Origin of the sequence: Acidithiobacillus sp., assembly GCF_023229925.1 — a bacterium.
Classification (GTDB): domain Bacteria; phylum Pseudomonadota; class Gammaproteobacteria; order Acidithiobacillales; family Acidithiobacillaceae; genus Acidithiobacillus.
On sequence record NZ_JALNYM010000002.1, the window covers coordinates 217,580 to 239,659 of the forward strand.

The window sequence follows — 22,080 nt, forward strand, 5'->3', positions numbered from 1 at the left end:
GAGGATTTTCGCAATGGGTTTTATGGAAGGAAAAAAGGCGCTGGTGGTCGGCGTGGCCAATGACCGCTCCATCTGCTGGGGCATCGCTCAGGCCATGCATCGCGAGGGCGCGAAAGTGCTCCTCACCTATCAGGGCGAGCGCACCAAAAGCCGGGTGGAAGAGCTGGCGAGCCAGATCGGTGCACCAGAGCCACTGGAACTGGACCTGATGAACGAAACACAACTGGCTGGCGCCATGCGTGAGATCCAGTCGCTCTGGGGTGGCGTCGATATCGGCATTCACGGCGCCGCTTTCGCGCCCAAAGACGAACTCAGCGGCAGTTATCTGGACGCCACCACCCGCGAGGGCTTCCGCATTGCCCACGAGGTCTCCTCTTACAGCTTCACCGCCATGGCCAAGGCCATGCACCCGCTCATGCAGGGTCGGCAGGGCGCCTTGCTGGCCCTCAGCTACCTCGGTGCCGAGCGCGCCATGGCCAACTACAATGTGATGGGACTCGCCAAGGCCAGCCTTGAAGCCAGCATCCGTTATCTCGCCTACGCGCTGGGACCGGACGGCATCCGCGTCAATGCCATTTCCGCCGGACCTATCCGTACCCTCGCGGCCAGCGGCATCAGCGAGTTCCGCAAGATTCTGGATCACTACGCGGAACATGCGCCCCTGCGCCGCAACGTGACGCAGGACGAGGTTGGCAACACCGCCGCCTTTCTCTGCTCCGACCTCGCCTCCGGCATCACCGGCGAAATCACCTATGTGGACGGCGGTTTCAACACCGTCGGCTTCTGAGGCGCACCGGGCCATCAGGGCGCGCCGCTCACTGCATCGCGCGCCCCACCTCTGCAAGCATCTCCTCAAAACTTTTTGCAAAAGCGGCCAGGCCTTCCACCTGCAACTGCTCCGCCACAGCGCCGTCCATATCTATACCCAGGCTGGCCAGTTGCGCCATGGTCCGCCGTGCCCCCGCCATATCGTCCTCGACCCGTGCCACCAGGCTGCCATGATCGCGGAGCTTGACCAGGGTATCGTCGGGCAGGGTATTGATCGTCTGCGGCCCCATCAGCGGCTCGACATAGAGCAAATCGGAGTAGGCGGGATTTTTGGTGCTGGTACTCGCCCAAAGCAGATACTGGGGCCTTCCACCCGCAGCGCGCAGCGCCCCAAAGTCCTTACCGTGAAAAATGTCCTGGTAAATGGTGTATGCCGATTTCGCCATCGCCACCGCCGCCTGCCCCCGCAACGCCAAGGCCCCTGGCGTGCCAATAGCCTCCAGCTTTTGATCGACCAGCGTATCCACCCGCGACAAGAAGAGGCTGGCGACAGCTTTCACCTTACGCGGATCACCACCACTCGCCACCCACTGCGCCAGACCCTTTTGGTAGGCGGCATATACCGCGCGTACATGCGCCAGCCCAAACATCAGGGTCACGTTGACCGACACACCGCGGCCGATGAGCGTTGCAAAGGCGCGGATACCCGCGGGCGTGGCCGGTACCTTGATCAGCAGGTTCTCCCGCTGTACCAACCCGTGCAACCGTTGCGCCTCGGCCACCGTAGCGGCCTCATCCCGCCCCAGTCGCGGCGACTCCTCCCAACTCACCCAACCGTCGTCACCGGCCGTTTCCACGTGCACCGGATGCAACAAATCGCAGGCCTTGCGCAAATCATCCACCACCAGATCCTCATACAATCGTTCCGCGGAATCTGCAGGCTGGCGCAGATCCTCCTGATAGTAGGGGCTGGAGTGAATCGCCTTCTGAAAAATACTGGGGTTGGAGGTCACCCCGCTGATCCCGTCCTCGTCGATATAACGCCGCAGAATGTCGTCACGGACGAGGGTGCGCGACAGATTATCCAGCCAGATACTTTGCCCCACCTGCTTCCTGAGTGTCCGTAAATCCGTTGCCATACCGATTCTCCTGACGTGATTCCGCCGATATACCCGATACCTATCTGATCTTCAGTTTAGACCAGAGTCGGGCGAGGAGCATCCAGCCGCTGCCTCCGTCCAAGCCTTGTCTCTGCCACATCCGGAGCCTTGGCCTCAGAGCCATGATTCTCCCTCATGTAACAGACGGGTAAACCATCCGGCGGGTTGCACGGCGGCCTTGGCAACAACAGGGATGGTCTGCAGGAGATGGCCGTGCCAGCGAACAAACAGCGTACCAATGGGTTCACCGGCACCAATGGGCGCCTTGAGATCAGTCTGGGGAACAAACTGCGCCTGTAGTTTGGCGCCCTGTTGCTGCTGGGGCACCGACACCACAACGGCGCGGGTGGTCACCCCCTGCACCACTTCCGGGCTCCAGTCCACATGATGGATTTGCACGACCACCTGTCCGGCCGCATACAGCGGGCGATTCTGCCAGCCGCCCCAGCCGTAGTGCAGCAGCGCGCTGGCGTCGCTACCCGCCACGCTGCGCGAGGGGGCACCCAGCACGACGGCTACCAGGGTGCGCCCGTCGCGGATCGCGCTGACGTCCAGATTCCAACTGTTTTTTGCCGCCAGGCCGACGCCCAGGCCATTGATAGCGCCCTGACCGGCGAGCGGGTTGTAATTGTACTGGATGATATGGTTGTAAGTGTAAGAGGCCTTCCCCGCCACCTGTAATACCTGCGGATACGCCTGGATCAAGCGTTCCGAGAGACGGGCAATATCCAGCGCTGTACTGGTCTGGCCCGGCTGGGGCAAGCCGTCGGGGTTGGTAAAGTGGGTGTATTGCAGGCCCATCGCCGCCGCATCGTGATTCATCAGATCGACGAAACCACCGACACTGCCGGCCACTGTTTGAGCGATGGCGATAGCCGCGTCATTCCCGCCATCAATCAACAGACCACTTTCCAGTTGCGCCATGGTCACCGGCAGACGGGGTTGAATAAACAGGCGCGAACCCTGCGCATGCCAGGCCGCATCGGAGACATGCACCTGCTGCTGCGGTTGCACCAGCCCCTGCTTTTCCGCCTGATACATTACGTAGGCCGTCATTAACTTGACCAGCCCGGAGGGGTTGAGGGATTTTTCGGCGTTCTCCGCCATCAGTACCTGACCACTATTCACATCCAGGAGGACCGCGCCCTGTATGCCCGTCAGTTGCGGCGCCGGCATGGGTGGTGGCGGGGGCAAGGTTGGCAATGGCGGTAAATTCGGGGTGGCCGCGTTGGCGCTCCCCCATGCAATCGTAGCCACGAGGGCCAGAACTTTGGGCGATTTCATCGTGTCGAGCGGCTCTTTATCCGGCGAATAATACCCTGTTGGAAATCCACCCGCAGGGAAAAGTTCCCAATCAGCGTGGTCAGCTCCATCAGCCGGGTGTCTCCCGCCCCCACAGCGGGACTAAGCGCTCCGGCGCTGCAAATAGCGCTGCAGCAAAGCGGTAGTCGAGGCATCGTGGGGATGACTGGCCGCGCCCTGCAGTTCCGCCACAATCCGCTGCGCCAACACCTTGCCCAACTCCACGCCCCACTGATCGAAGGAGTCGATGCCCCAGATAATACCCTGGGTAAAGACGCTGTGCTCATAAAGCGCCACCAATGCCCCCAAAGTAGGGGGGTCGAGGCGGTCGCCCAGAAGAACACTGCTGGGCCGATTGCCAGGGAAAACACGGAAAGGCACCTGCGCTTCGGCAACCCCTTCGGCACGCAATTCCTCCGCCGACTTGCCAAAAGCCAGCGCCTCGGCCTGGGCGATGAGGTTAGCCAGCAGCAACTCATGCTGCCCGGCCAAGGGGCTGAGCGGCTGACAAAACCCGATGAAATCGCAGGGAATCAACCGCGTACCCTGATGAATCAATTGATAGAACGAATGCTGCCCATCGGTGCCGGGCTCGCCCCATATAACAGTGCCCGTATCGACGGCAACCGGGCAACCGTCCTCATCCACACGTTTGCCGTTACTTTCCATCTGCAGTTGCTGGAGATAGGCGGGGAAACGCGCCAGATCATGGGCATAGGGCAATATGGCCTGGGTTTGCGCATCCCAAAAGTTGTTATACCAGAGCGCCAGCAGGCCCATGAGCACCGGTAGATTTTGCTCCAGGGGAGCCGTCTGAAAGTGGGTGTCCATGGCATGAAAACCCGCCAGCAAGGCGGTGAAATGCTCAACCCCCACGCCCAGCATGGTGGACAGGCCGATAGCCGAATCCATGGAATACCGACCCCCGACCCAGTCCCAGAAACCGAACATGTGCCCAGTATCCATCCCGAAGGCCTTGACTGCCTCGGCATTGGTAGAGACCGCGACAAAATGCCTGGCCACCGCTGCATCGCCCAAGGCCGAGGTAATCCACTGGCGTGCTTCTTGGGCGTTGGTCATGGTCTCCAGGGTGGTGAAGGTTTTGGAAGAGACGATGAATAAGGTTTCGGCGGGGTCCAGATTCGCCGTAACGTCGGTAAAAGTCGCGCCATCCACATTGGCGACAAAACGCAGTTCCATGCCGGGCTGACGGTGCGCACGCAAAGCCTTCCAAGCCATTTCCGGTCCCAGGTAGGAGCCGCCAATGCCGATATTGACGATCTTGCGAATAGGCTGACCGGTCGCTCCCCGCCAAGTGCCATCGTGGATGGATCGGGTGAAGGCGGCCATGTGTTCCAGCACCCGATGGACTTCCGGCACCACATCCACCCCCGCCGTGCACATGACACTACCTTTGGGCGCGCGCAGGGCCGCATGGAAAGCCGCCCGCCCCTCCGTGTGGTTGATCAGTTTGCCCGCGAACATCGCCGCACGGCGTTCTTCCAGGCGCCGCGCCCGCGCCAGGGCCATCAGCAAACGCAGGGTCTCCAGGTTGATGAGGTGTTTGGAATAATCCAGATAAAGACCACAAGCCTCGGCGGAGAAGTGTCGGGCGCGCTGCGGGTCGTCATGAAAGAGTTGCCGCAAGGTCACCCCCTCCCAACTTTGCCGATGCTGCTGTAAATCCTGCCAGGCAGATGATGTGTTCAGGGGTGCAGACACGGCAAAACTCCTTGCGCAGAGCGGGACGGACGCGGAAAGGTACTGATCCAAGAGTAGGCAAGGCGAGTCCTCGCTGCAAGGGCAAAAGCGGCGCCAGAAAATCATGTGACAAAGCGGTGTAGGCAACGGCTTCGTCACGCGCAAACCCTTCGTACCCTAGACGTTAGCAAAGTCACCCATTTTTGAAAATCAGGCTGAACGGCTTATACTGCCTGTTGCAGATGCTCTGGAACCCTTATTCGCCTTGATTGCTGCCTTTTTGCCTATGGTTTCACGCTATGGCCCATTCTGGTCTGCCGAGTCACCGCCTAATGCACGTATAAACTGGCCGGGAGCTGCCCATGTTCTCCCGAAATAGTGCGGCCGACCGATTTTTTGGGTTGAAAGCATTCGCCATTTTTCTGTTGGCGGTGCTGTTTTTCAGTTGGGGCATCGGCAATACCAGTCTTTGGGATATTGATGAACCCATTTACGCGCAATCGCTGAAAGACCAGATTGCACAGCACAACCTGGTCGTCCCCACGTTCAACGCGCGACTGATGCCCGACAAACCGGCGCTGAACTACTGGCTGATGTGGACCGGCGTCAAAATGCTGGGGATGAATTCGTGGGGGTTGCGGATGGGCTCCGCCGTGGTTGGCGCCTTGTTGATCTTGTATCTGATCATGGCATTGCGACGCCTGTACGGTAAGAATATCGCCCTGATCAGCGGCCTGCTGACCGCCACGGCACTGCACAGCACCGTGATTTTCCGCAGCGCCACCCCCGATCCGCTGCTGATTCTGACGGTGACGATCGCCCTGCTGAGTTACCTGCGCGCTTATTTGTTCCCGGACATACGCCGCCGCGAAATCCTCATCGCCTATGCCGCCATGGCCCTCGCCACGCTGGATAAAGGCCCCATTGGATTTCTCTTGCCCGGCCTGATCATCGTCCTGTTTTTGCTGCTGCGCAGGGAACTGTCTTTTCTCTGGCGGGAAGGCCGGTTGGCTTGGGGGGTACCGATCTTTCTGATCATTACCCTGCCCTGGTATCTCGCCGTCGGCGTCGAAACCCATTGGACCTGGGATCGCGCTTTTATACTTAAACAGAACATTGGCCGCTTCAACGACAGCATGCAGGGACACCGCGGGCCCTGGGTGTATTATCCGGTCAGCACCATCCTCGGGATGCTGCCCTGGTCGATTTTTTTGCCGCAAGTTTTTCGCGACATGTGGGTTTCGCGACAGCATTTTCTGCATAGTCAGCCGAAGACGCTGTTTCTGCTGGTTTGGGCGGCGGCGTGGATCGGCTTTTTCACCCTGTCTGCGACCAAGCTCCCCAATTATGTCTGGGAGGCCTACCCGCCACTCTTCATTCTGCTGGCCGCTTATTTCGAGAAAGTCCGGGCGGGTGCCAGCCGCCCCGCGCGCTGGGGGTTAGTCCTTTCACTCGGAGCGTTGTTCCTGATCGGGCTGGCACTGAGTATTTTTGCCGACCGGATTGTGCCGCGGGTGGAGCCCCATCTGCCGAACATGACGGAGATCGGCGTGCCTTATCTGCTGGCCGCGGGTATTGCTTGCGCCCTGCTCTGGCGCCAGCGCTGGGCACAGGCGTGGGTAACGCTGGGCATCGGCGGCGTAGCACTAACAGCACTGCTGGTCTTGGTCATTACCCCGCCCTTTAATATGGTGAAGCCCTCCCGTGAGATGGGACAACGTATTGCCGCCTTGCAAGGCCAACAACCTTATCAGCTGGCTTCCTGGCAATGGTTTCAGCCGAATTTTCTGTTTTATGCCGGGCGCGGCAACATGCCCATTCACCATCTGCAGGCGCTGGCGGAGTTGCCGGCGGTACTCGGTCCAGTGCCGCTCTATCTCGTCTGCCCGGAACACGCCGTCGCCGCAGTCCGTGCCGCCGTGCCCGCAGCATACCAGCAGCAGACCATCATGCTGCGCTATGAGATCTATAACCACGAAAACATCGCCCTATTGCGCATTAGCCCGCGCACGAAAAATCTTGACCATGCTACCGAGCCTTACTAACATAAAATCAACGCGTGGCGATGGAGTCCGCCCAATAACCGCCTTTATAGGCTGATGACTACTACTGAATCTGATCGCAAGGTCGGGTGGTGGAGAGTTGGGGACTATATAAAGGGGACGGCATGCCTGACCATATTATCCTGCAGCGTGGACAAGGGCCGTCCATCTGCCAGCCCTATCGGGATCTCTGGAAACTCTTCCACAAAACCTTGCTGATATCGGAATCTGCGTCCTGGGAGTTTTTCTGGGCGCCAATGGTGGCTTTACTGCCATACTCATCGTGCCGATGCTGATTCCGGTATTGGCCATCGTGACCGACCAGCTCTCGGAAGGAGTCACCGCCATGCTGGTATAGACATCCAGCATCCAGCCTGCTCAATAGTTATATCAGGATATTGTTACTTGTTATTTTTGCCCGTGTTTTTTATCTGTAATGTGAAGGAGTAGAGATGTTCGCCACTTTCGGCTTCATTGCCCTGTTCGCCGTCCTTGGCGCCTGGGCGCGTTATGGACAGACCCTGCTGGTGCAGACGGTATTCGGCCGCGGCTTCCCCTGGGCCACCCTGAGTATCAATGTCCTGGGCTGTTTTATCATGGGTTTTCTGTTTTTTGAGACCTTGGAACGTATTTCCGTGAGTCCGGAATTGCGCACGGGCATGCTCACCGGCGGCCTGGGTGCTTACACCACTTTTTCGACATTTTCCCTCGAAACCTTGGTGCTTTTTGAAAATGGCGAGGCCGTCAAGGGCCTGCTGTATATGTTTACATCGCTGTTTCTGTGCGTCGGTGCCGCTTTTGCCGGGGCCTGGGTTTCCCGCAGTATCTGAGAGGTGAATCATGACCACCGTATCTGTAGTACGCATTTATATTAAAGAAGGCGATAAGCATGACGGGCACAATCTGATGGAAAAAATTTTTTGTATGCTCCACGACCAGTACAAGGTGCATGGTGTCACCGCTTTTCGTGGTATCGCGGGCTTTGGCAGCAATGGGGAAGTGCATGCCGACGATATTCTGCGCCTCAATGTCCATTTGCCGCTGGTACTGGAGTTTTTTGACGCACCGGAGGCGGTGGATGCGGTAATGCCGCACCTGCGGGAATTGGTACCACCAGGCCATATCCTGCGCTGGGAAGCCGATTGCGGTTGCGAATGAACCATCATTACACAGACGTTTGAATGACCGAGGGTGTTCTATACTTCATTGAGGGCAGATGTTCGCGCTTATGACTGGGTATTTCTGCCATTCATTTTGAAAGAACAGGAGTCGCAAAGTGAAAGATCTACGCACCAACTTTTTGGACCACATCAAAAAGAGCCTCAACGAAAAGCCGTTGTTTCTGCGCGTTCTCTTTTGGGATGGCCATGAATACGCATTCAACCAGGACATCCGCGTTACCATGCACATCAACTCCGCCAAACTCGTCTCGCGCATGCTCATGGGCAATGCCCTGGATGTGCTCGGCGAAGGGTACGTGGAGGGCACCATCGGCATCGAGGGTCGCTATCAGGATATTCTCGCGGTAGCAGAGGGGCTGAGCGACGCCTTCCCCGCCAAGAAACCCAAGGGCGGCATTTTCCGCAAACATCAGGCCGCCCACAGCAAATCCCGGGATGCCGAGGCGATTCACTACCACTACGATGTTTCCAACGACTTCTACAAGCTCTGGCTGGACCGCAACATGGTCTACTCCTGTGGCTACTTCAAGACCGGCGCAGAAGATATCGACACCGCGCAGGAGCAGAAGCTGGACCATATTTGTCGCAAACTCCATTTGCAGCCCGGTGAAAAGCTCCTCGATATCGGCTGCGGCTGGGGTGGTCTGCTGAGCTGGGCCGCAACACATTATGGGATTCAGGGCGTGGGGGTCACCCTTAGCGAGCAGCAATTTGCCTACGCCAAGGAACGCATGGAACGCGAAGGCCTGGCGGACCACGTGGAAATCCGCCTGCAGGATTACCGCGATATTCCCGAACGGGATTATTTCGATAAAGTGTCTTCAGTAGGGATGTTCGAGCACGTCGGCCGCGCCAGGCTTGGAGAATATTTTGGCGTTATCCACCGGGTGCTCAAGGAGGGGGGCTGGGTAATGAATCACGGCATTACCGCCAGCCAGCAGGATGACGAAGACGGGCATCATTCCGGCAGCGATTTTATGGACAAGTACGTCTTCCCCGACGGCGAGATCCCGCATTTGTGGCGTCTGGTACGGGAAATGGCGGGGCAATATCTGGAAGTCCTGGATGTGGAGAATCTCCGCCCCCACTACGCCCAGACCCTCATCCACTGGGTACAACGCCTGGAAGCACACAAGGAAGAAGCCGTCGCCATGGTGGGTGACAAGCGTTATCGCATCTGGGCCATCTACATGGCGGGCTGCGCCTATGCCTTCTGGCGTAACTGGTCGGCCCTGCATCAGGTGCTGGCCGTCAAACAGGTCGGTGCTGAGCTGACGCCGCGACCGTGGGAGCGGCGTTATCAGTATCAGGAGGATAGCTTCCGCCTGGCAGAGCCAAACTGGGGGAATTTGTAAAATAACAGAAGCAACGTTTGGATTGCGACAAGCTCCTGCGGGAGTTCAGCGCATGGCTACGCGCAGCCCCGGCCAGTAAATCAGGAGAACGCATCGATACGCTTATGCCGTTAGCGTCAGCAGGATATCGGCGTACCAGGCGCAATTGAGGCCCAGCGACTCATCCACATCTCGCCCCCCCATATCGATACGCGCGGAATGTACGCCCAGCAGCTTCCACGGCAAGATATGGTCGCCCTCAGCACAGCGCAGCACCACAGGCGCGCCGCTGCTGCCACGGTGCGTCCGCGCGTCCGTAAGAAAATATCCTTGCCCCTGAAAGCGCAGCCCGAAGGAAGAGGCAATGACTGCCTGCCGTACCACTGGCAGATGATGGAGCGTGTCATGAAAGCCCAGCGGAAAGCCCACCACCAGCAACAAACTACCTACTTCAATTTCTTGGAATGCGCCTTGCAAATGCGCCGGTGTAAAGCACTGGATCACTATCGACTCCGGTACATCACTGCGATCAATCTCAATCACTGCAACATCAATTTCTCCTCCGCTATCTTTGCCCTGGCGCCAGAGACTTTTGCCATCGCGGTAAAGATAAACCGACAACACGGTTGCACAGGTTAAATTCTCAGCATCGGTATGGAGTTCGATTTCAATACGGTTCGGAAAGTGTTTGCTGGGCTTATCGGTCAACACATGCCTGCTGGTAACAAAAAACAGTCGCTTATCCCGTGCGAAAAAGAAACCGCTGGCGCGGGTAAGCAGCCGGTCAGTATCAAAGGTCGACACGCGGGCCGTGGTTAAGAGCAGGGATTCAATCATGGGGACCGTTGGTACCAGTCATCCGTTGAGGGGGCTGAGCGCAATCATTAAATGGGCAAAATCACGACAAACATTTACCGTCTGGATGGGCGTGTCAATGGCAGAGCTATGGGAATCCGAGGTATTTTTTGCGTAGGTAATGCGCTGAGCCACCCAGTCACGAATCGCCTGCACCCGGCTAGATCCTTGCCGCCGCTGACCAAACTCACGCATTGCTGGCCGATAGAGGCGGTCAGATTGGCAGTAGCGACTCATCAACCACCTTCTGCCGGTTCGTATGCGCGGCATGGATGTTAAAGATGAAATCGCTTCCCGGTGCATTCACCTCATAACTCAACGCTAGGGAGAGACGCAGACGAATCATAACTGAGACACCTCGCTGCAAGTTCAATTTTGCGATGGGATTGACCAGGACCGCTTTTCACAGACATGGATAGGATCGTCTGCGCCATAGGGGATCAGTATGCTCTTATGAAGCCCCCCGATCCAATTGAAAAATCAGCGCAGCAAGCCAACAATCAACCTTTATGGGCGCGGAATCATCCGACTAGGACAAGGGAATAACGTATGGGCAGAAATCGACTGGAAGCCTTCAGTGATGGCGTGATCGCCATCATCATCACCATCATGGTCCTCGAAATGAAAGTGCCCCATGGTGAGCACCTGCATGCCCTCCTGCCGGTGCTCCCGGTGTTCCTCAGTTATGTGATGAGTTTTATCTACGTCGGCATATACTGGAATAACCATCACAACATGTTGCAGGCCAGTGGAAAGATTAACGGCGCCATTCTCTGGGCCAATCTGCACCTGCTCTTCTGGCTCTCTCTGTTTCCGTTTGTGACGAGCTGGATGGGTGAAAACCATTTCGCCGTCGCCCCTACCGAACTGTACGGCGTCGTACTTTTTATGGCCGCCGTCTCCTATCTTATTCTCCAGTCTTGCATTATCGCCGCCGGGGCACCAACATTGCGCCGCGCCATCGGTCGTGACTGGAAGGGAAAGGCCTCGCCCGCCCTCTATTTCATAGGCATTGTTTCCGCCCAATGGTCCCCCACGGCGGCCAAGCTCATCTATCTGGGCCTGGCCTTATTGTGGTTGATTCCGGATCGCCGTATAGAAAATCTCCTCGTCGACAGCAAGGAATGAGGATGCCCCACTCAGCGTGACGATGACGCCCGCTGCGCCTGAATAAAGACCGCAAAGCCCTCCAGAAACGACTACAGCTTCTGATACAGTGCTGCATCGGTCATTCCGCTACAAGCGTCGAGCACCGTATGAGCATGCGACACCATAAGGTGGGGTCTGCTTATGGCAGACCCCGCATGCAATGCTGCTATCGCGCCATCTGTCCGAACTGACCACTATTAAAGTCCGCAATGGCCTGCTGGATTTCCGTCTCACTGTTCATCACGAAGGGACCGTAGCCGACGATAGGCTCGTCAATGGGCTCACCACTCAGAAGCAGAAGCACGGCGTCGCTATTGGCCTCGATGGAAAAATCCTGACCAACCCCTTCCAGCACCAGCATTTGCGATTCCCGCAGCACGCTTTCACCGTTGACCTGCACGTTACCCAGCAGCAGCACCAGCGCGACGCTCCAGCCATCGGGCAGGGTCCAAGTACTGACGCCACCCGCCGTCAAACGTATATCCCAGACCTGCAGCGGCGAAAAGGTATGGGCCGGACCTCGCTGTCCAGCATATTCACCGGCAATCACCCGCAACGACCCGGCATTTTCGGGCAGCGTCACCTGCGGAACATCCCGGTCGGCAATCGCCTGATAACCGGGCGCGGTCATCTTGTCTTTAGCCGGAAGGTTGACCCAAAGCTGCACCATTTCCAGCTCACCACCCGCCGCAGTGAAGGCCGGTGAGTGGAATTCTTCGTGCAGAATCCCCGATCCGGCGGTCATCCATTGCACATCGCCGGGGCCAATCACCCCGCCCTGCCCGGTGGAGTCCCGATGCGCCACTTCGCCCTGATACACAATGGTCACCGTCTCAAAACCCCGATGCGGATGCTGCCCCACACCCCGCGGCTCCTGCGTCGGTGTAAACGTCATCGGGCCAGCATGATCGAGCAGCAGGAAGGGGCTGAGCACCTTGCCGTGCCTCTGGTACGAAAACATGGAACGCACTGGAAAACCGTCCCCCACCCAATGGGAACGCGGTGCATCATATACACCCAGCACTTTTTTCATGACTATCTCCTGAACAGAGGGTTTAACCAGCCCACAAATATACTATAGATTGAACTGGGGGACGGTTTGTTACCGGATTTCTGGTATATACTCGCAACACGGGCAGGATTGGGGGCTTGTGGGGCTAGAGTACGTCGGGACATCGGTGTCTTGAGCGCGACGGCTCCCGATTATTCACAAACGGGTGATGATGATGCGTGTGGCAAGCTTTACGTAACAAAGCATTGTTATAGCCGTAGCGAAGTCGTAAGAGGGGATGGGAATGAACCTGCGCAGACGTTTACTGGATTGCTTTCGTGCAAATGCCCGCGAACAGTCAAAGGATCTGTACCGAATCACGCCGATCGGCTTGGCGCTGGGCCTCTGGTTTTCTCTATTCCTGTTTGTGCCCGGACAGGCTATGGCGACCCTCTTCATAAAAGTGGTTACGCTGCCTTTCTTACTGGCAATAGCGTGCTGGATACGACTCATGCGAGGGAGAACGCAACGTTAATCACTATTCCCGGGACGGCAACCGGAGCGCTCTCTTGATTGCGGTAAGTGTCTGCTGCATCAACGCCATCGGCTCGGTACCCACCCCCGCATGAGTCACCCGGAAATCGAACCGGGCTTTATCGTCCTCCACGGCGACCGTCTGGAGTGGCTCGGTGATGCCGTTCTGGAATGGCTGCGCGAGCACCCGCTTCGGCCGCTGGAAGAGGAAATCTTTCTCGTCCAGAGCAACGGCGTTGCCGAATGGCTGCAATGGACCCTGGCAGCCCATGAGGGCATCTGTGCAGCGGTGCGCGTCGCGCTGCCGGGGCGTTTTCTCTGGGAAAGTTATGGACGGGTGCTGGGCACCGGCATCGTCTCGGCCCGCTCGCCCCTGGACAAGGCACCGCTCACCTGGCGACTGATGCGGCTCTTGCCGGAACTGCTGCCCCATGCCGACTTCGCCCCCTTGCGGCATTTTATCGGCCAGTCGCGGCGGTCGGGCGGCGCATTGGAGCGGCGCTGGCAAATGGCCGCGCAGATCGCCGATCTCTTCGACCAGTATCAGGTCTATCGTGGCGACTGGCTGGCGGACTGGGCCACAGACCAGCCCCTGCTGCGGCGGGGCGACGGCGAGCGGGTGACACTGCCCGCCGACCAGCGCTGGCAACCCCGGCTCTGGCAGGCGTTACGGCAGGACCTGCAAAGCCGCGGGCAGAATCAGGCCCTGGGCCGGGCACAAGTGCACGAACAGTTCCTCGCCGCTCTGAATACCGGGCACCCCCCCACAACGCCATTGCCCCGCCGTGTCATTCTCTTCGGGGCGGCCACCCTGCCGGAACAGAGTCTGGCCGCGCTGACCGCGCTGGGCCTACAGATGCAGGTAATCCTTGCGGTGCCCAACCCCTGCCGCTACCACTGGGCCGACATCGTCTCGGGACGGGAATTGCTCAGGCGCGAACGCCGTCGTCAGTCCCCAAGCAGCGGCCACGATCTCTGCGCCACCGCAGCAGAAGACCTACATCAGTTCGGCCATCCCCTACTCGCGGCCTGGGGCCGTCAGGGCCGGGATTTTCTCAATCTGCTGGACCAGTTCGATGAAACAGCAGCATTGCAGCAGCAGATGGACATCCCGCGCATCGACCTCTTCAGCGAAGATCAGGGCGAAACCCTCCTACGCCAGTTGCAGGTACAAATCCGCGACCTGGAAGGTATCCGCCCGGAAACCTGCAGGCCGGTACCCGACGATGATCACTCCGTGGTCTTTCATATCGCTCACAGTGCCCTGCGAGAGGTCCAGATTCTTCACGATCAACTGCTGGACCGCTTCGCCATTGGCAAGCTGCAGCCCCGCGACGTGATCGTCATGGTACCGGAGATCGGCAGCTTTGCGCCCCTCATCCGCGCCACTTTCGATCAATATGACCGAGAGGACAGGCGTTACATTCCCTACCACATTGTCGACTTGCAAGCCCGCGACGAACAGCCCCTGCTGCAGGCCCTGGACTGGCTGCTACGCCTGCCCGAGCAGCGCTGCCGGCAGAGCGAAATCCGCGACCTCCTCAACTGCCCCGCCCTGCGCCAGCGCTTTGGTCTGGAACTGGAGGACCTGCCCATCGTGCAACACTGGCTGGCTGACGCCGGCTGGCGCTGGGGGCTCTCGGCAGAGCACCGCACCGCCTTGGGCATGCCCCATTGCGGTCCCCAGAACAGCGGCGACTTCGCCCTGCAACGCCTCTGCCTCGGCTATGCCAACGGCGATGACAGCCATTTCGCCGGCATCGAGTCCTACGGCGAGGTGGGTGGGCTGGACGCCGCGCTCCTCGGCCCTCTCAACCAATTGCTGGAAAAGCTGGAGCACTGGCAACACGTTTTGGCTGAATCCCTGATGCCGGAGCACTGGGGTGAAACAGCCCGCACCCTGCTCACAGACTTTTTCAGCGCCAGCGATGATGACGACGAAGCCCTCCTGCAAAATCTGGAGGAGACCTTGCGCCAATGGCAGACGGACTGCGCGGCGGCAGATTTTAACGAAGCGCTCCCCCTCGCCGTGTTTCGCGGTGCCTGGCTGGAGATGCTGGATGCGCCGGATCTGGGGCGCAGTTTTCTTGGCGGCGGTGTCACCTTCTGCACTCTCCTGCCCATGCGCGCCGTACCTTACCCACTGGTCTGCCTGCTCGGCATGAACGAGGGCGATTACCCTCGGCGCAGCCCCCGTCCGGACTTCGACCTCATGGCCTTGCCCGGCATGGCCCGCCCCGGCGACCGCTCGCGCCGCGATGACGACCGCTATCTGATGCTGGAGGCCCTCCTTGCCACCCGTCAGCAGCTCTACATCAGTTGGGCGGGAAGGGATCAGCGCAACAACCATGAACAGGCCCCCTCCCTACTGGTGGCGCAGTTACGGGATGCCATTGGCGACGGCTGGCCGCTGTTCCTGGAAAAATGCACTTTCATGCATCCCTTACAGCCCTTCAGTCTGGAATATCTGCTCGGTAAACCCGGACTACACACCTGGGCCCGTGAATGGTATCCATCTCCGCACCCCACCCTGGAAGACACTGCGCTCCCCAACCCTGCCGAGCTCACCCCCCGCAGCATCCGTGAACTGCTGGAGTTTTTTCGCCTGCCCGCACGTGCTTTTTACCGACAACGCCTGCGCACGCACTTCAACGAAGAAAACCTGACAGAAGAGGACGACGAACCCTTCACCCTGGACAGCCTCGAAACTTATTACCTGCTTGAAGACCTGCTCAGTGCCGCGAAAAAAAACGGCCCTGACCGTATTGTCGAAAAGGTGCAGGCACAGCAGCGCAGCGGTCGGTATCCCCTCGCTGGCATGGCGGTGAGAACCGCGACTACACTGCTTGACGACGTCACTCCCGTCCTAACCGCCTGGCAGGGGATCAGCGCGGAGTGGACTGCAGCGCCACAACGACGGGCTATTACCTATGCCCACGGCCAGATATTGCTGGAGGACTGGTTACCTGCCCTGCACCAAAACAACGCGGGAGACCTTGCCTTCGTCCAGCTCCGCGCCAGTCGCCTACTGAATAAAGACAGCAAAAAACCCGAAGGGGATAAACTCGCAGCCCTCTGGCTCCAGCAATTACTCGCCGACGCTGTCGGCCTGCGCTGCGGTGGCATTTTTGTGGGCCGGGATATACTTATCCGCGCTGCGCCATTGCCACTGCACGCCATTGCCGCACTGGACGATCTGCTGGATATCTGGCAGGAAGGTCTCTGCCAACCCTTGCCGGTCACCCTCAAAACCGCCCTCGTCAGCCTGCAAGGCAAAAACCCGGCTCTGATTTACGACGGCAATGACCGCCTGACTGGCGAAGTCCAGAAAGACCTCAGCCTGTTCCGCGATTATCCCAACTTCGCCGCCCTCAGCAGCGCCCGAACCGGGCCGCAACGACGCGGCTTCGCAGAATACGCCGCGGTTCTCTACCGCCCCTTCGCGGACTGGCTGGAAACCCTGGAATGGCAGGCGCATTCATGACCACGATCCTCGACTCCCTGAACCTGCCCCTGCACGGCAGCCGCCTCATCGAGGCCAGCGCCGGTACCGGCAAAACCTGGACCATTGCCGCCCTCTATCTGCGCCTGATCCTTGGACACGGCGCAGAGGGTGAGTGCTTCGCACGTGCCCTTCTGCCCGAAGATATCCTGGTGATGACCTTCACCCGCGCCGCCACCCAGGAACTCAAGGAACGTATCCGCGATCGCCTGCAAACGGCCGCCCGATATTTCCGCAGTCCCGGCCACGCGACACAGCCGGACCCCTTTCTCGAAACGCTGTTGGCCGACTACTCCAACCCCAAGGCCCGCGCCCAGGCCGCACACCAGCTTGCCCTCGCCGCCGACGCTATGGATGACAGCGCCATTTCTACCATCGACGCCTGGTGCCAGCGCACCCTGCGCGAGCACGCCTTTGCCACCGGCAGCGATTTCCGCGAGACGCTGCTCCTGGATGAGACCGACCTGCGCGACGACGCCGTGCGCGACTTCTGGCGGCAGGAAATCTACCCACTGAGCGAACCCGCCCTCAGTGAGGTCCTCCAGCTCTTTTCCTGCCCCGAAAAAGTCCGGCAGGAAACAGAAGCCCTGTGCAAACTCGATCCGCCCCTGCCCGCCCCCAAATCTACGCTCGCGGACTGGCTGCCCGCTGCCGCCACTGCGCCGCGGCGGCAACTCGCCACCCTCAAGGCGCAATGGGCGGCGGAGCATGATGCTTTTGCGGAGTGGCTACTGACTTTGCTGCAGAGCACTCAGAATCCTCTGAATGGCAACAGCATGAAGGCAGAAAGCGTGGCCAACCATCTCATCGCTCTACGAGAGTGGGTCGATGAGCCCGCCGCACTCTGTCCAGCTTATTTAGACAAATGCCAGCGCCTTACTGCGGCTAATCTACCTTCCTACTGCAACAAAAATGAGACCATTACACCGCCTCGCGCCGCAGCCTTACTAAATAATATTTTCACCGAACTAGAGACCATCGCTCAACAATTCACCCATCTGCACGGCGAAATTCGCACCCACGCCGCCGCCTGGATCAACGCCCGGTTGAGCCAGCTCAAGGCCCAGAGTGGGCAGGTCAGCTTTACCGACTATCAGCAGCGCCTCGCCAGGGTACTGCACGACAACACCCAGGGACCGCCACTCGCCGCCCGCCTGCGGCAGAAATATCCCGCCGCCCTCATCGACGAGTTTCAGGATACCTCCGCCCTGCAATATCAGATCTTCGACGACATCTACCATGCCGCCGACAACAACCCCGACACCCTGCTTCTGCTCATCGGAGACCCCAAACAGTCCATCTACGCCTTTCGCGGCGCCGACATCGACAGTTATCTGCAAGCCCGTCGCCTGACCGAGGGCCGACACTACGCGCTCGGCACCAATTATCGCTCCAGCCACGCACTGGTCAGCGCCCTCAACGCCCTCTATATCGCCGCCGAACACGACGACCCCCAGGGCGCTTTTGCCTATGGGGCCCCCGGTGCCGACAACCCGCTCCCCTATCAGCCGGTGCAGGCCCATGGTCACAAAAAAATCTGGCGAGTCAATGGGAAATCCGCCCCTGCGCTGACTTTCTGGGGTGCCCGAGAAAAGCTGAACAAAGGTGACTATCTGGAACGCTGCGCAGCACAGGCTGCAGAATGTATTGCTGGACTGCTCAACAACCCGGAAGCAGAGTTCGCGCAGGAGGGAGAACCCACCCGACGGCTGAAGGCCAAAGACATCGCCATCCTCGTCCGCGACCGCCATGAAGCCGCCAGCATCCGTCAGGCCCTCAACCGTCGCCAGTTACGCAGCGTCTTCCTTTCGGCGCGGGACTCCGTCTATGCCAGTGAGGAAGCCCGCGAACTGCCCCTCTGGTTGGAAGCCGTCGCCGCGCCCGAAGATGCCCGCCGCCTGCGCGTCGCCCTCGCCCTGCCGCTGCTGGGACAACCCCTCAACACCCTGGATGCCTTCAATCAGAACGAAACGACCTGGGAGGCGCAACTGGAGCAATTCCAGGACCTGTCCCGGCAGTGGCGGCGGCAGGGCGTGCTGGCCATGCTCCACCACAGCATCCACCAGTTCGGTATTGCCGCCCGCTTGCTGACGCAGCCCGAGGGCGAACGTCGCCTCACCAACCTGCTCCACCTCGGCGAACTCCTGCAGCAGGCGAGCGCCACCCTCGACGGCCCCGAAGCCCTCATCCGCCACTTGCGCGAGGCTATCGCCGCCGGGAGTGATCAGAGCGACGCCCACATCCTGCGTCTGGAGAGCGATGCCGAGCTGCTGCGCGTAGTCACCATCCACGCCGCCAAAGGTCTGCAATATCCCCTGGTTTTTTTGCCGTTCATCGCCACCCGCAAGGCCGCCAAGGCCAGCCCGTTCACGGTCTCGTACAGCGCGGAAGGGCAGTCCGCCATCCACTGGGAAAGCGGCGACACGGCGGTAGCAGAAAGGGCGCGATTGCAGGAAGATCTCCGCCTCCTCTACGTCGCCCTCACCCGTGCCGAGCATGCCCTCTGGCTGGGTCTTGCCACACCGAAGACGGCGGGAACACCGATCTTTGCCGACAGCGCCATCGCCCACCTGCTGGGCAGCCAGTGTCCCGTCCGCGATCTCGCCACCCTGCTTGCAGACTGCGCCCGACGCTCTCCGGAGATCGTCGTCGAGACACTACCGGACGACATCCCCACGACGCTGGCCGTACAGCACGACAACAACGCCCACAACCCGCCTGCAGAGTACACCGCCAGTTTCGAGAAGCACTGGGGCGTTGCCAGCTTCTCCCATCTGGTGCGCGGTCTCCCTGCCGACCCGTCGGCGCCACTGACGCCCCGGCGCGCCCAGACCGGCGCGCCCTGGCATCGCTACCCGCAAGGCATGAACGCCGGCACCTTTCTCCACGACCAACTGCAACGCCTCGCCCTGACCGGTTATGCGCAAACCGGTCTGGATTACTTTGCCGAACAACTGCACAAGGCCTGTATTCAGGCCGGCCTGAGCGATTGGGCCGAGGAGACTGCCGAATGGCTGCAAGCCATCGTCCATAGCCCTCTCGCCCCCCTCACAGCGACACTCTGCGATCTCCGCGACACCCAGAGCGAAATGGCCTTCTGGTTTCCCAGTGACACCTTGCGCAGCGACGACCTGGACCGACTCTGCCAACAGCATATTTTCCCCGGCGCCGATCGCCCCAGACTCCCCCAACGCGTCGTTCACGGCATGATGCGCGGCTTCATGGACCTCGTCTTCGAGCAGGGCGGGCGTTACTACGTCCTCGATTACAAATCCAACGTCCTCGGCTGCGAGGATGCGAATTACCACGCCGAAGCCCTGCGCATCGCCACCCTCAGTCATCGCTACGAACTGCAATCCAGCCTCTACCAACTGGCCCTGCACCGCCTACTGCGCCAGCGCATGGGGAGCCATTACCGGCCCGAGACGCATCTCGGCGGCACCCTCTTTTTTTTCCTGCGCGGGCTGCAAGGACCGGAACAAGGCATGCTCCATCTTCCCGCCAACCTCACCCTGCTCGACGCCCTCGACAACCTCTTTGGCTTGCCGCAGCGTGCAACCCAACCGTGAGTAAGCCCATGACCAGCCCCATGATTGACCAGCTCCGCGCCTGGACCAGCGCTGGCTGGCTACGGCCCCTCGACCTGGCCTTTGCGCAGTTCCTCATCCGCCTGGACCCGCAGGCCCCGGCCCTGCTGCCCCTGGCGGGCGCCCTCCTCGCCCGGCTGGAGGGGGAGGGGCACACCTGCATCGCGCTGAAAGACCTCCTCGGCGCGCCCGAACGCTTCCTGGACTGGCCCGCGCCGGGGCTCGCCGTGCTGGCAAGCGCGCTCGATCGCTGGCCGCATGCCGCCCAATGGTCAGAAACTCTCGCCCAGAGCCTGTGCGTACAGGTCACCGAGCGCAGCACCACCGACCCGGCAAACAGCGCAGAAACACCCCTGGTCCTCAGCGCAACCCGTCTCTATTTGCGCCGCTACTGGCGCGACCAGCAATTCATCGCCGAGGCGTTGCGCCAGCGCGCCCGGCAGCGCGTCGCTGACACTACCCACCCCGAAGCCTTAAGACCGTGGCTGGAGCAGCTTTTCCCGGCATCTGACGAACTCGGCGACGGATTCCCCTGGCAAAAAATCGCCTGCGCCCTCGCCCTGCGCAGCCACTTCAGCATCATCACCGGCGGCCCCGGCACTGGCAAAACCTACACCGCAGCCCGCTTCATGGCCTTGCTCATGGCGACCGGCAGCACGCCCCTGCGCATCGTCCTCGCCGCCCCCACCGGCAAGGCCGCCGTGCGCATCGACGAATCCCTGCGGAGCGCCATCGGCACCCTTCCGCAACTGGGCGGGATAGCCGACATGGCTGCCGCCTTCGCCAGCCTGCGTCCGGCGCGCACTCTGCACAGCCTGCTCGGCGCCCGCCCCGACAGTCGTCGCTTTCGCCATGACGCCGCCAATCCCCTCGAACTCGACGTACTCGTAGTGGATGAAGCCTCCATGATCCATCACGAGATGATGGCCGCCCTGCTCCGCGCCCTGCCGCCCTCGGCCCGCCTCATCCTCCTCGGCGATCAGGACCAGCTTGCCTCCGTCGAAGCGGGCGCGGTGCTGGCCGAACTCTGTCTCGGCAGCGGTACATACGATGCCGAGACCTGCCACTATATGCGGGCCAGTTGCGGTGTCGCGCCGCCGTCCGGCGACAACAGCGCCAACCCCCTTACCGCAAACATCATCCGCCTGCAACGCAGTCATCGCTTCAACGCAGAAATTGGCGCGCTAGCGGATGCCGTGCATGGCGGCCATCCAGAAAGCGCCGTCCGTATACTGCAAGCTGCGCACACCGCCACCCTCGCCTGGCAACCGGCCCCCGCCATCCACCAGATGCTGGAACTCGCCCGCATGGAAAGCGCCTACAGTCGCGTCTGGCAAGCGGCGGGCCAGCCGCCGCCTAAAGACCGGCAAGAACATAGCGCATGGGTTAACACCATTCTCAACAACTACGCCGACTTCCGCCTCCTCTGTGCCCTGCGCCAGGGCCCCTGGGGAGTCACCGGCATCAACCGCACCATCGAAGACTACCTGCAGCGCCAGGGCATCCTGCAGGGCCGCGGCCTTTGGTATGCCGGACGCCCCACCCTCGTCACCCGCAATGATTCCAATCTCGGTCTCAGCAATGGCGACATTGGCATCGCCCTGCCCGACCCGGATAAACGCCTGCGCGTCTACTTCCCCAATGGGGACGGCCCGCCCCGTGCCATCCTCCCCAGCCGCCTCAACCACGCCGAAAGCGCCTGGGCCATGACCGTCCACAAGGCGCAGGGCTCGGAATTCGCCCACACCGTCCTCATCCTTCCCCCGGAAGACAGCCCCGTTCTCAGCCGCGAATTGCTTTATACTGCCGTCACCCGGGCCCGCAGCCGGTTCACCCTCATTGCCCTCCGCGAGCGCCTGGAAAATGCCATCCAGCGCCAGACGCGGCGGATGAGCGGATTGCACGCGGCTCTGTACGATCCCAGGCGCTGAATGTCACCGACATTACTTTGGCACAATTGCCAAAAAACGGCTT

The 22,080-nt window shown here is 60.2% G+C and carries 16 protein-coding genes and 1 riboswitch; of the genes, 9 read left to right on the forward strand and 7 right to left on the reverse strand.

What is annotated here, in order from left to right; translation table 11 throughout:
* The first annotated feature begins 13 nt into the window (after positions 1–13).
* On the forward strand, positions 14–787 hold the full coding sequence (locus M0P56_RS07625; RefSeq protein WP_291509456.1) for an enoyl-ACP reductase: 774 nt from the start codon (positions 14–16) through the stop codon (positions 785–787).
* Positions 788–815: 28 nt separating this feature from the next.
* On the opposite strand, the gene tal is transcribed toward M0P56_RS07625, so the two are convergent.
* From tal to pgi, 3 genes are all read right to left on the reverse strand, one after another.
* The gene (gene tal, locus M0P56_RS07630; RefSeq protein WP_291509457.1) at positions 816–1,907 is read right to left on the reverse strand and encodes a transaldolase; all 1,092 of its coding nucleotides are present in this window, start codon (positions 1,905–1,907) and stop codon (positions 816–818) included.
* 135 nt (positions 1,908–2,042) lie between these two features.
* Positions 2,043–3,212: a D-alanyl-D-alanine carboxypeptidase family protein gene (locus tag M0P56_RS07635; RefSeq protein ID WP_291509458.1), complete on the reverse strand. Its 1,170-nt coding sequence runs from the start codon at positions 3,210–3,212 to the stop codon at positions 2,043–2,045.
* Between the two features lie 120 nt (positions 3,213–3,332).
* Positions 3,333–4,952: a glucose-6-phosphate isomerase gene (gene pgi, locus M0P56_RS07640; RefSeq protein ID WP_291509459.1), complete on the reverse strand. Its 1,620-nt coding sequence runs from the start codon at positions 4,950–4,952 to the stop codon at positions 3,333–3,335.
* 341 nt (positions 4,953–5,293) lie between these two features.
* On the opposite strand from pgi, the gene M0P56_RS07645 reads away from it, so the two are divergent.
* The 4 genes from M0P56_RS07645 (at position 5,294) to M0P56_RS07660 (ending at position 9,509) form a co-directional block, all read left to right on the forward strand.
* Positions 5,294–6,976: a glycosyltransferase family 39 protein gene (locus M0P56_RS07645; RefSeq protein ID WP_291509460.1), complete on the forward strand. Its 1,683-nt coding sequence runs from the start codon at positions 5,294–5,296 to the stop codon at positions 6,974–6,976.
* A 7-nt stretch (positions 6,977–6,983) separates the two neighbouring features.
* A riboswitch (Fluoride riboswitch) is annotated at positions 6,984–7,047 on the forward strand.
* 378 nt (positions 7,048–7,425) lie between these two features.
* Positions 7,426–7,803, forward strand: a complete 378-nt coding sequence (crcB, locus tag M0P56_RS07650) for a fluoride efflux transporter CrcB (RefSeq protein WP_291509461.1) — start codon at positions 7,426–7,428, stop codon at positions 7,801–7,803.
* Positions 7,804–7,813: 10 nt separating this feature from the next.
* Positions 7,814–8,131, forward strand: a complete 318-nt coding sequence (locus tag M0P56_RS07655) for a DUF190 domain-containing protein (protein ID WP_291509462.1) — start codon at positions 7,814–7,816, stop codon at positions 8,129–8,131.
* Positions 8,132–8,249: 118 nt separating this feature from the next.
* On the forward strand, positions 8,250–9,509 hold the full coding sequence (locus tag M0P56_RS07660; protein ID WP_291509463.1) for a cyclopropane-fatty-acyl-phospholipid synthase family protein: 1,260 nt from the start codon (positions 8,250–8,252) through the stop codon (positions 9,507–9,509).
* Positions 9,510–9,611: 102 nt separating this feature from the next.
* On the opposite strand, the gene M0P56_RS07665 is transcribed toward M0P56_RS07660, so the two are convergent.
* From M0P56_RS07665 to M0P56_RS12390, 3 genes are read right to left on the reverse strand one after another with little or no spacing between them, the layout of a single operon-like run.
* Positions 9,612–10,325, reverse strand: coding sequence for a serine protease (locus tag M0P56_RS07665; protein ID WP_291509464.1), 714 nt, complete (start codon positions 10,323–10,325; stop codon positions 9,612–9,614).
* An 18-nt stretch (positions 10,326–10,343) separates the two neighbouring features.
* Positions 10,344–10,580 carry a transglutaminase family protein gene (locus M0P56_RS07670; RefSeq protein WP_291509465.1) on the reverse strand — a complete coding sequence of 79 codons (237 nt, stop codon included), beginning with the start codon at positions 10,578–10,580 and terminating at the stop codon, positions 10,344–10,346.
* On the reverse strand, positions 10,558–10,689 hold the full coding sequence (locus M0P56_RS12390) for a hypothetical protein (protein WP_366110211.1): 132 nt from the start codon (positions 10,687–10,689) through the stop codon (positions 10,558–10,560). The genes M0P56_RS07670 and M0P56_RS12390 overlap by 23 nt, the downstream gene beginning before the upstream one ends.
* Positions 10,690–10,892: 203 nt before the next feature.
* Between M0P56_RS12390 and M0P56_RS07675 the strand changes: the two genes are divergently transcribed.
* Positions 10,893–11,471: a TMEM175 family protein gene (locus M0P56_RS07675; protein WP_291509466.1), complete on the forward strand. Its 579-nt coding sequence runs from the start codon at positions 10,893–10,895 to the stop codon at positions 11,469–11,471.
* Between the two features lie 187 nt (positions 11,472–11,658).
* Here the strand turns inward: M0P56_RS07675 and M0P56_RS07680 are convergent, their stop codons facing one another.
* Entirely contained in the window at positions 11,659–12,525 is an 867-nt protein-coding gene (locus M0P56_RS07680) for a pirin family protein (protein ID WP_291509467.1), read from the reverse strand.
* Between the two features lie 583 nt (positions 12,526–13,108).
* Here M0P56_RS07680 and recC point away from each other — a divergent pair.
* From recC to recD, 3 genes are read left to right on the forward strand one after another with little or no spacing between them, the layout of a single operon-like run.
* Positions 13,109–16,501: an exodeoxyribonuclease V subunit gamma gene (recC, locus tag M0P56_RS07685; RefSeq protein ID WP_291509468.1), complete on the forward strand. Its 3,393-nt coding sequence runs from the start codon at positions 13,109–13,111 to the stop codon at positions 16,499–16,501.
* Positions 16,498–20,088 carry an exodeoxyribonuclease V subunit beta gene (recB, locus tag M0P56_RS07690; protein WP_291509469.1) on the forward strand — a complete coding sequence of 1,197 codons (3,591 nt, stop codon included), beginning with the start codon at positions 16,498–16,500 and terminating at the stop codon, positions 20,086–20,088. Before recC ends, recB begins: the two co-directional genes overlap by 4 nt.
* Positions 20,089–20,096: 8 nt before the next feature.
* Complete coding sequence (gene recD / locus M0P56_RS07695) at positions 20,097–22,037, forward strand: exodeoxyribonuclease V subunit alpha (RefSeq protein WP_291509470.1); 1,941 nt, start codon at positions 20,097–20,099, stop codon at positions 22,035–22,037.
* The last annotated feature ends 43 nt before the right edge of the window (positions 22,038–22,080 follow it).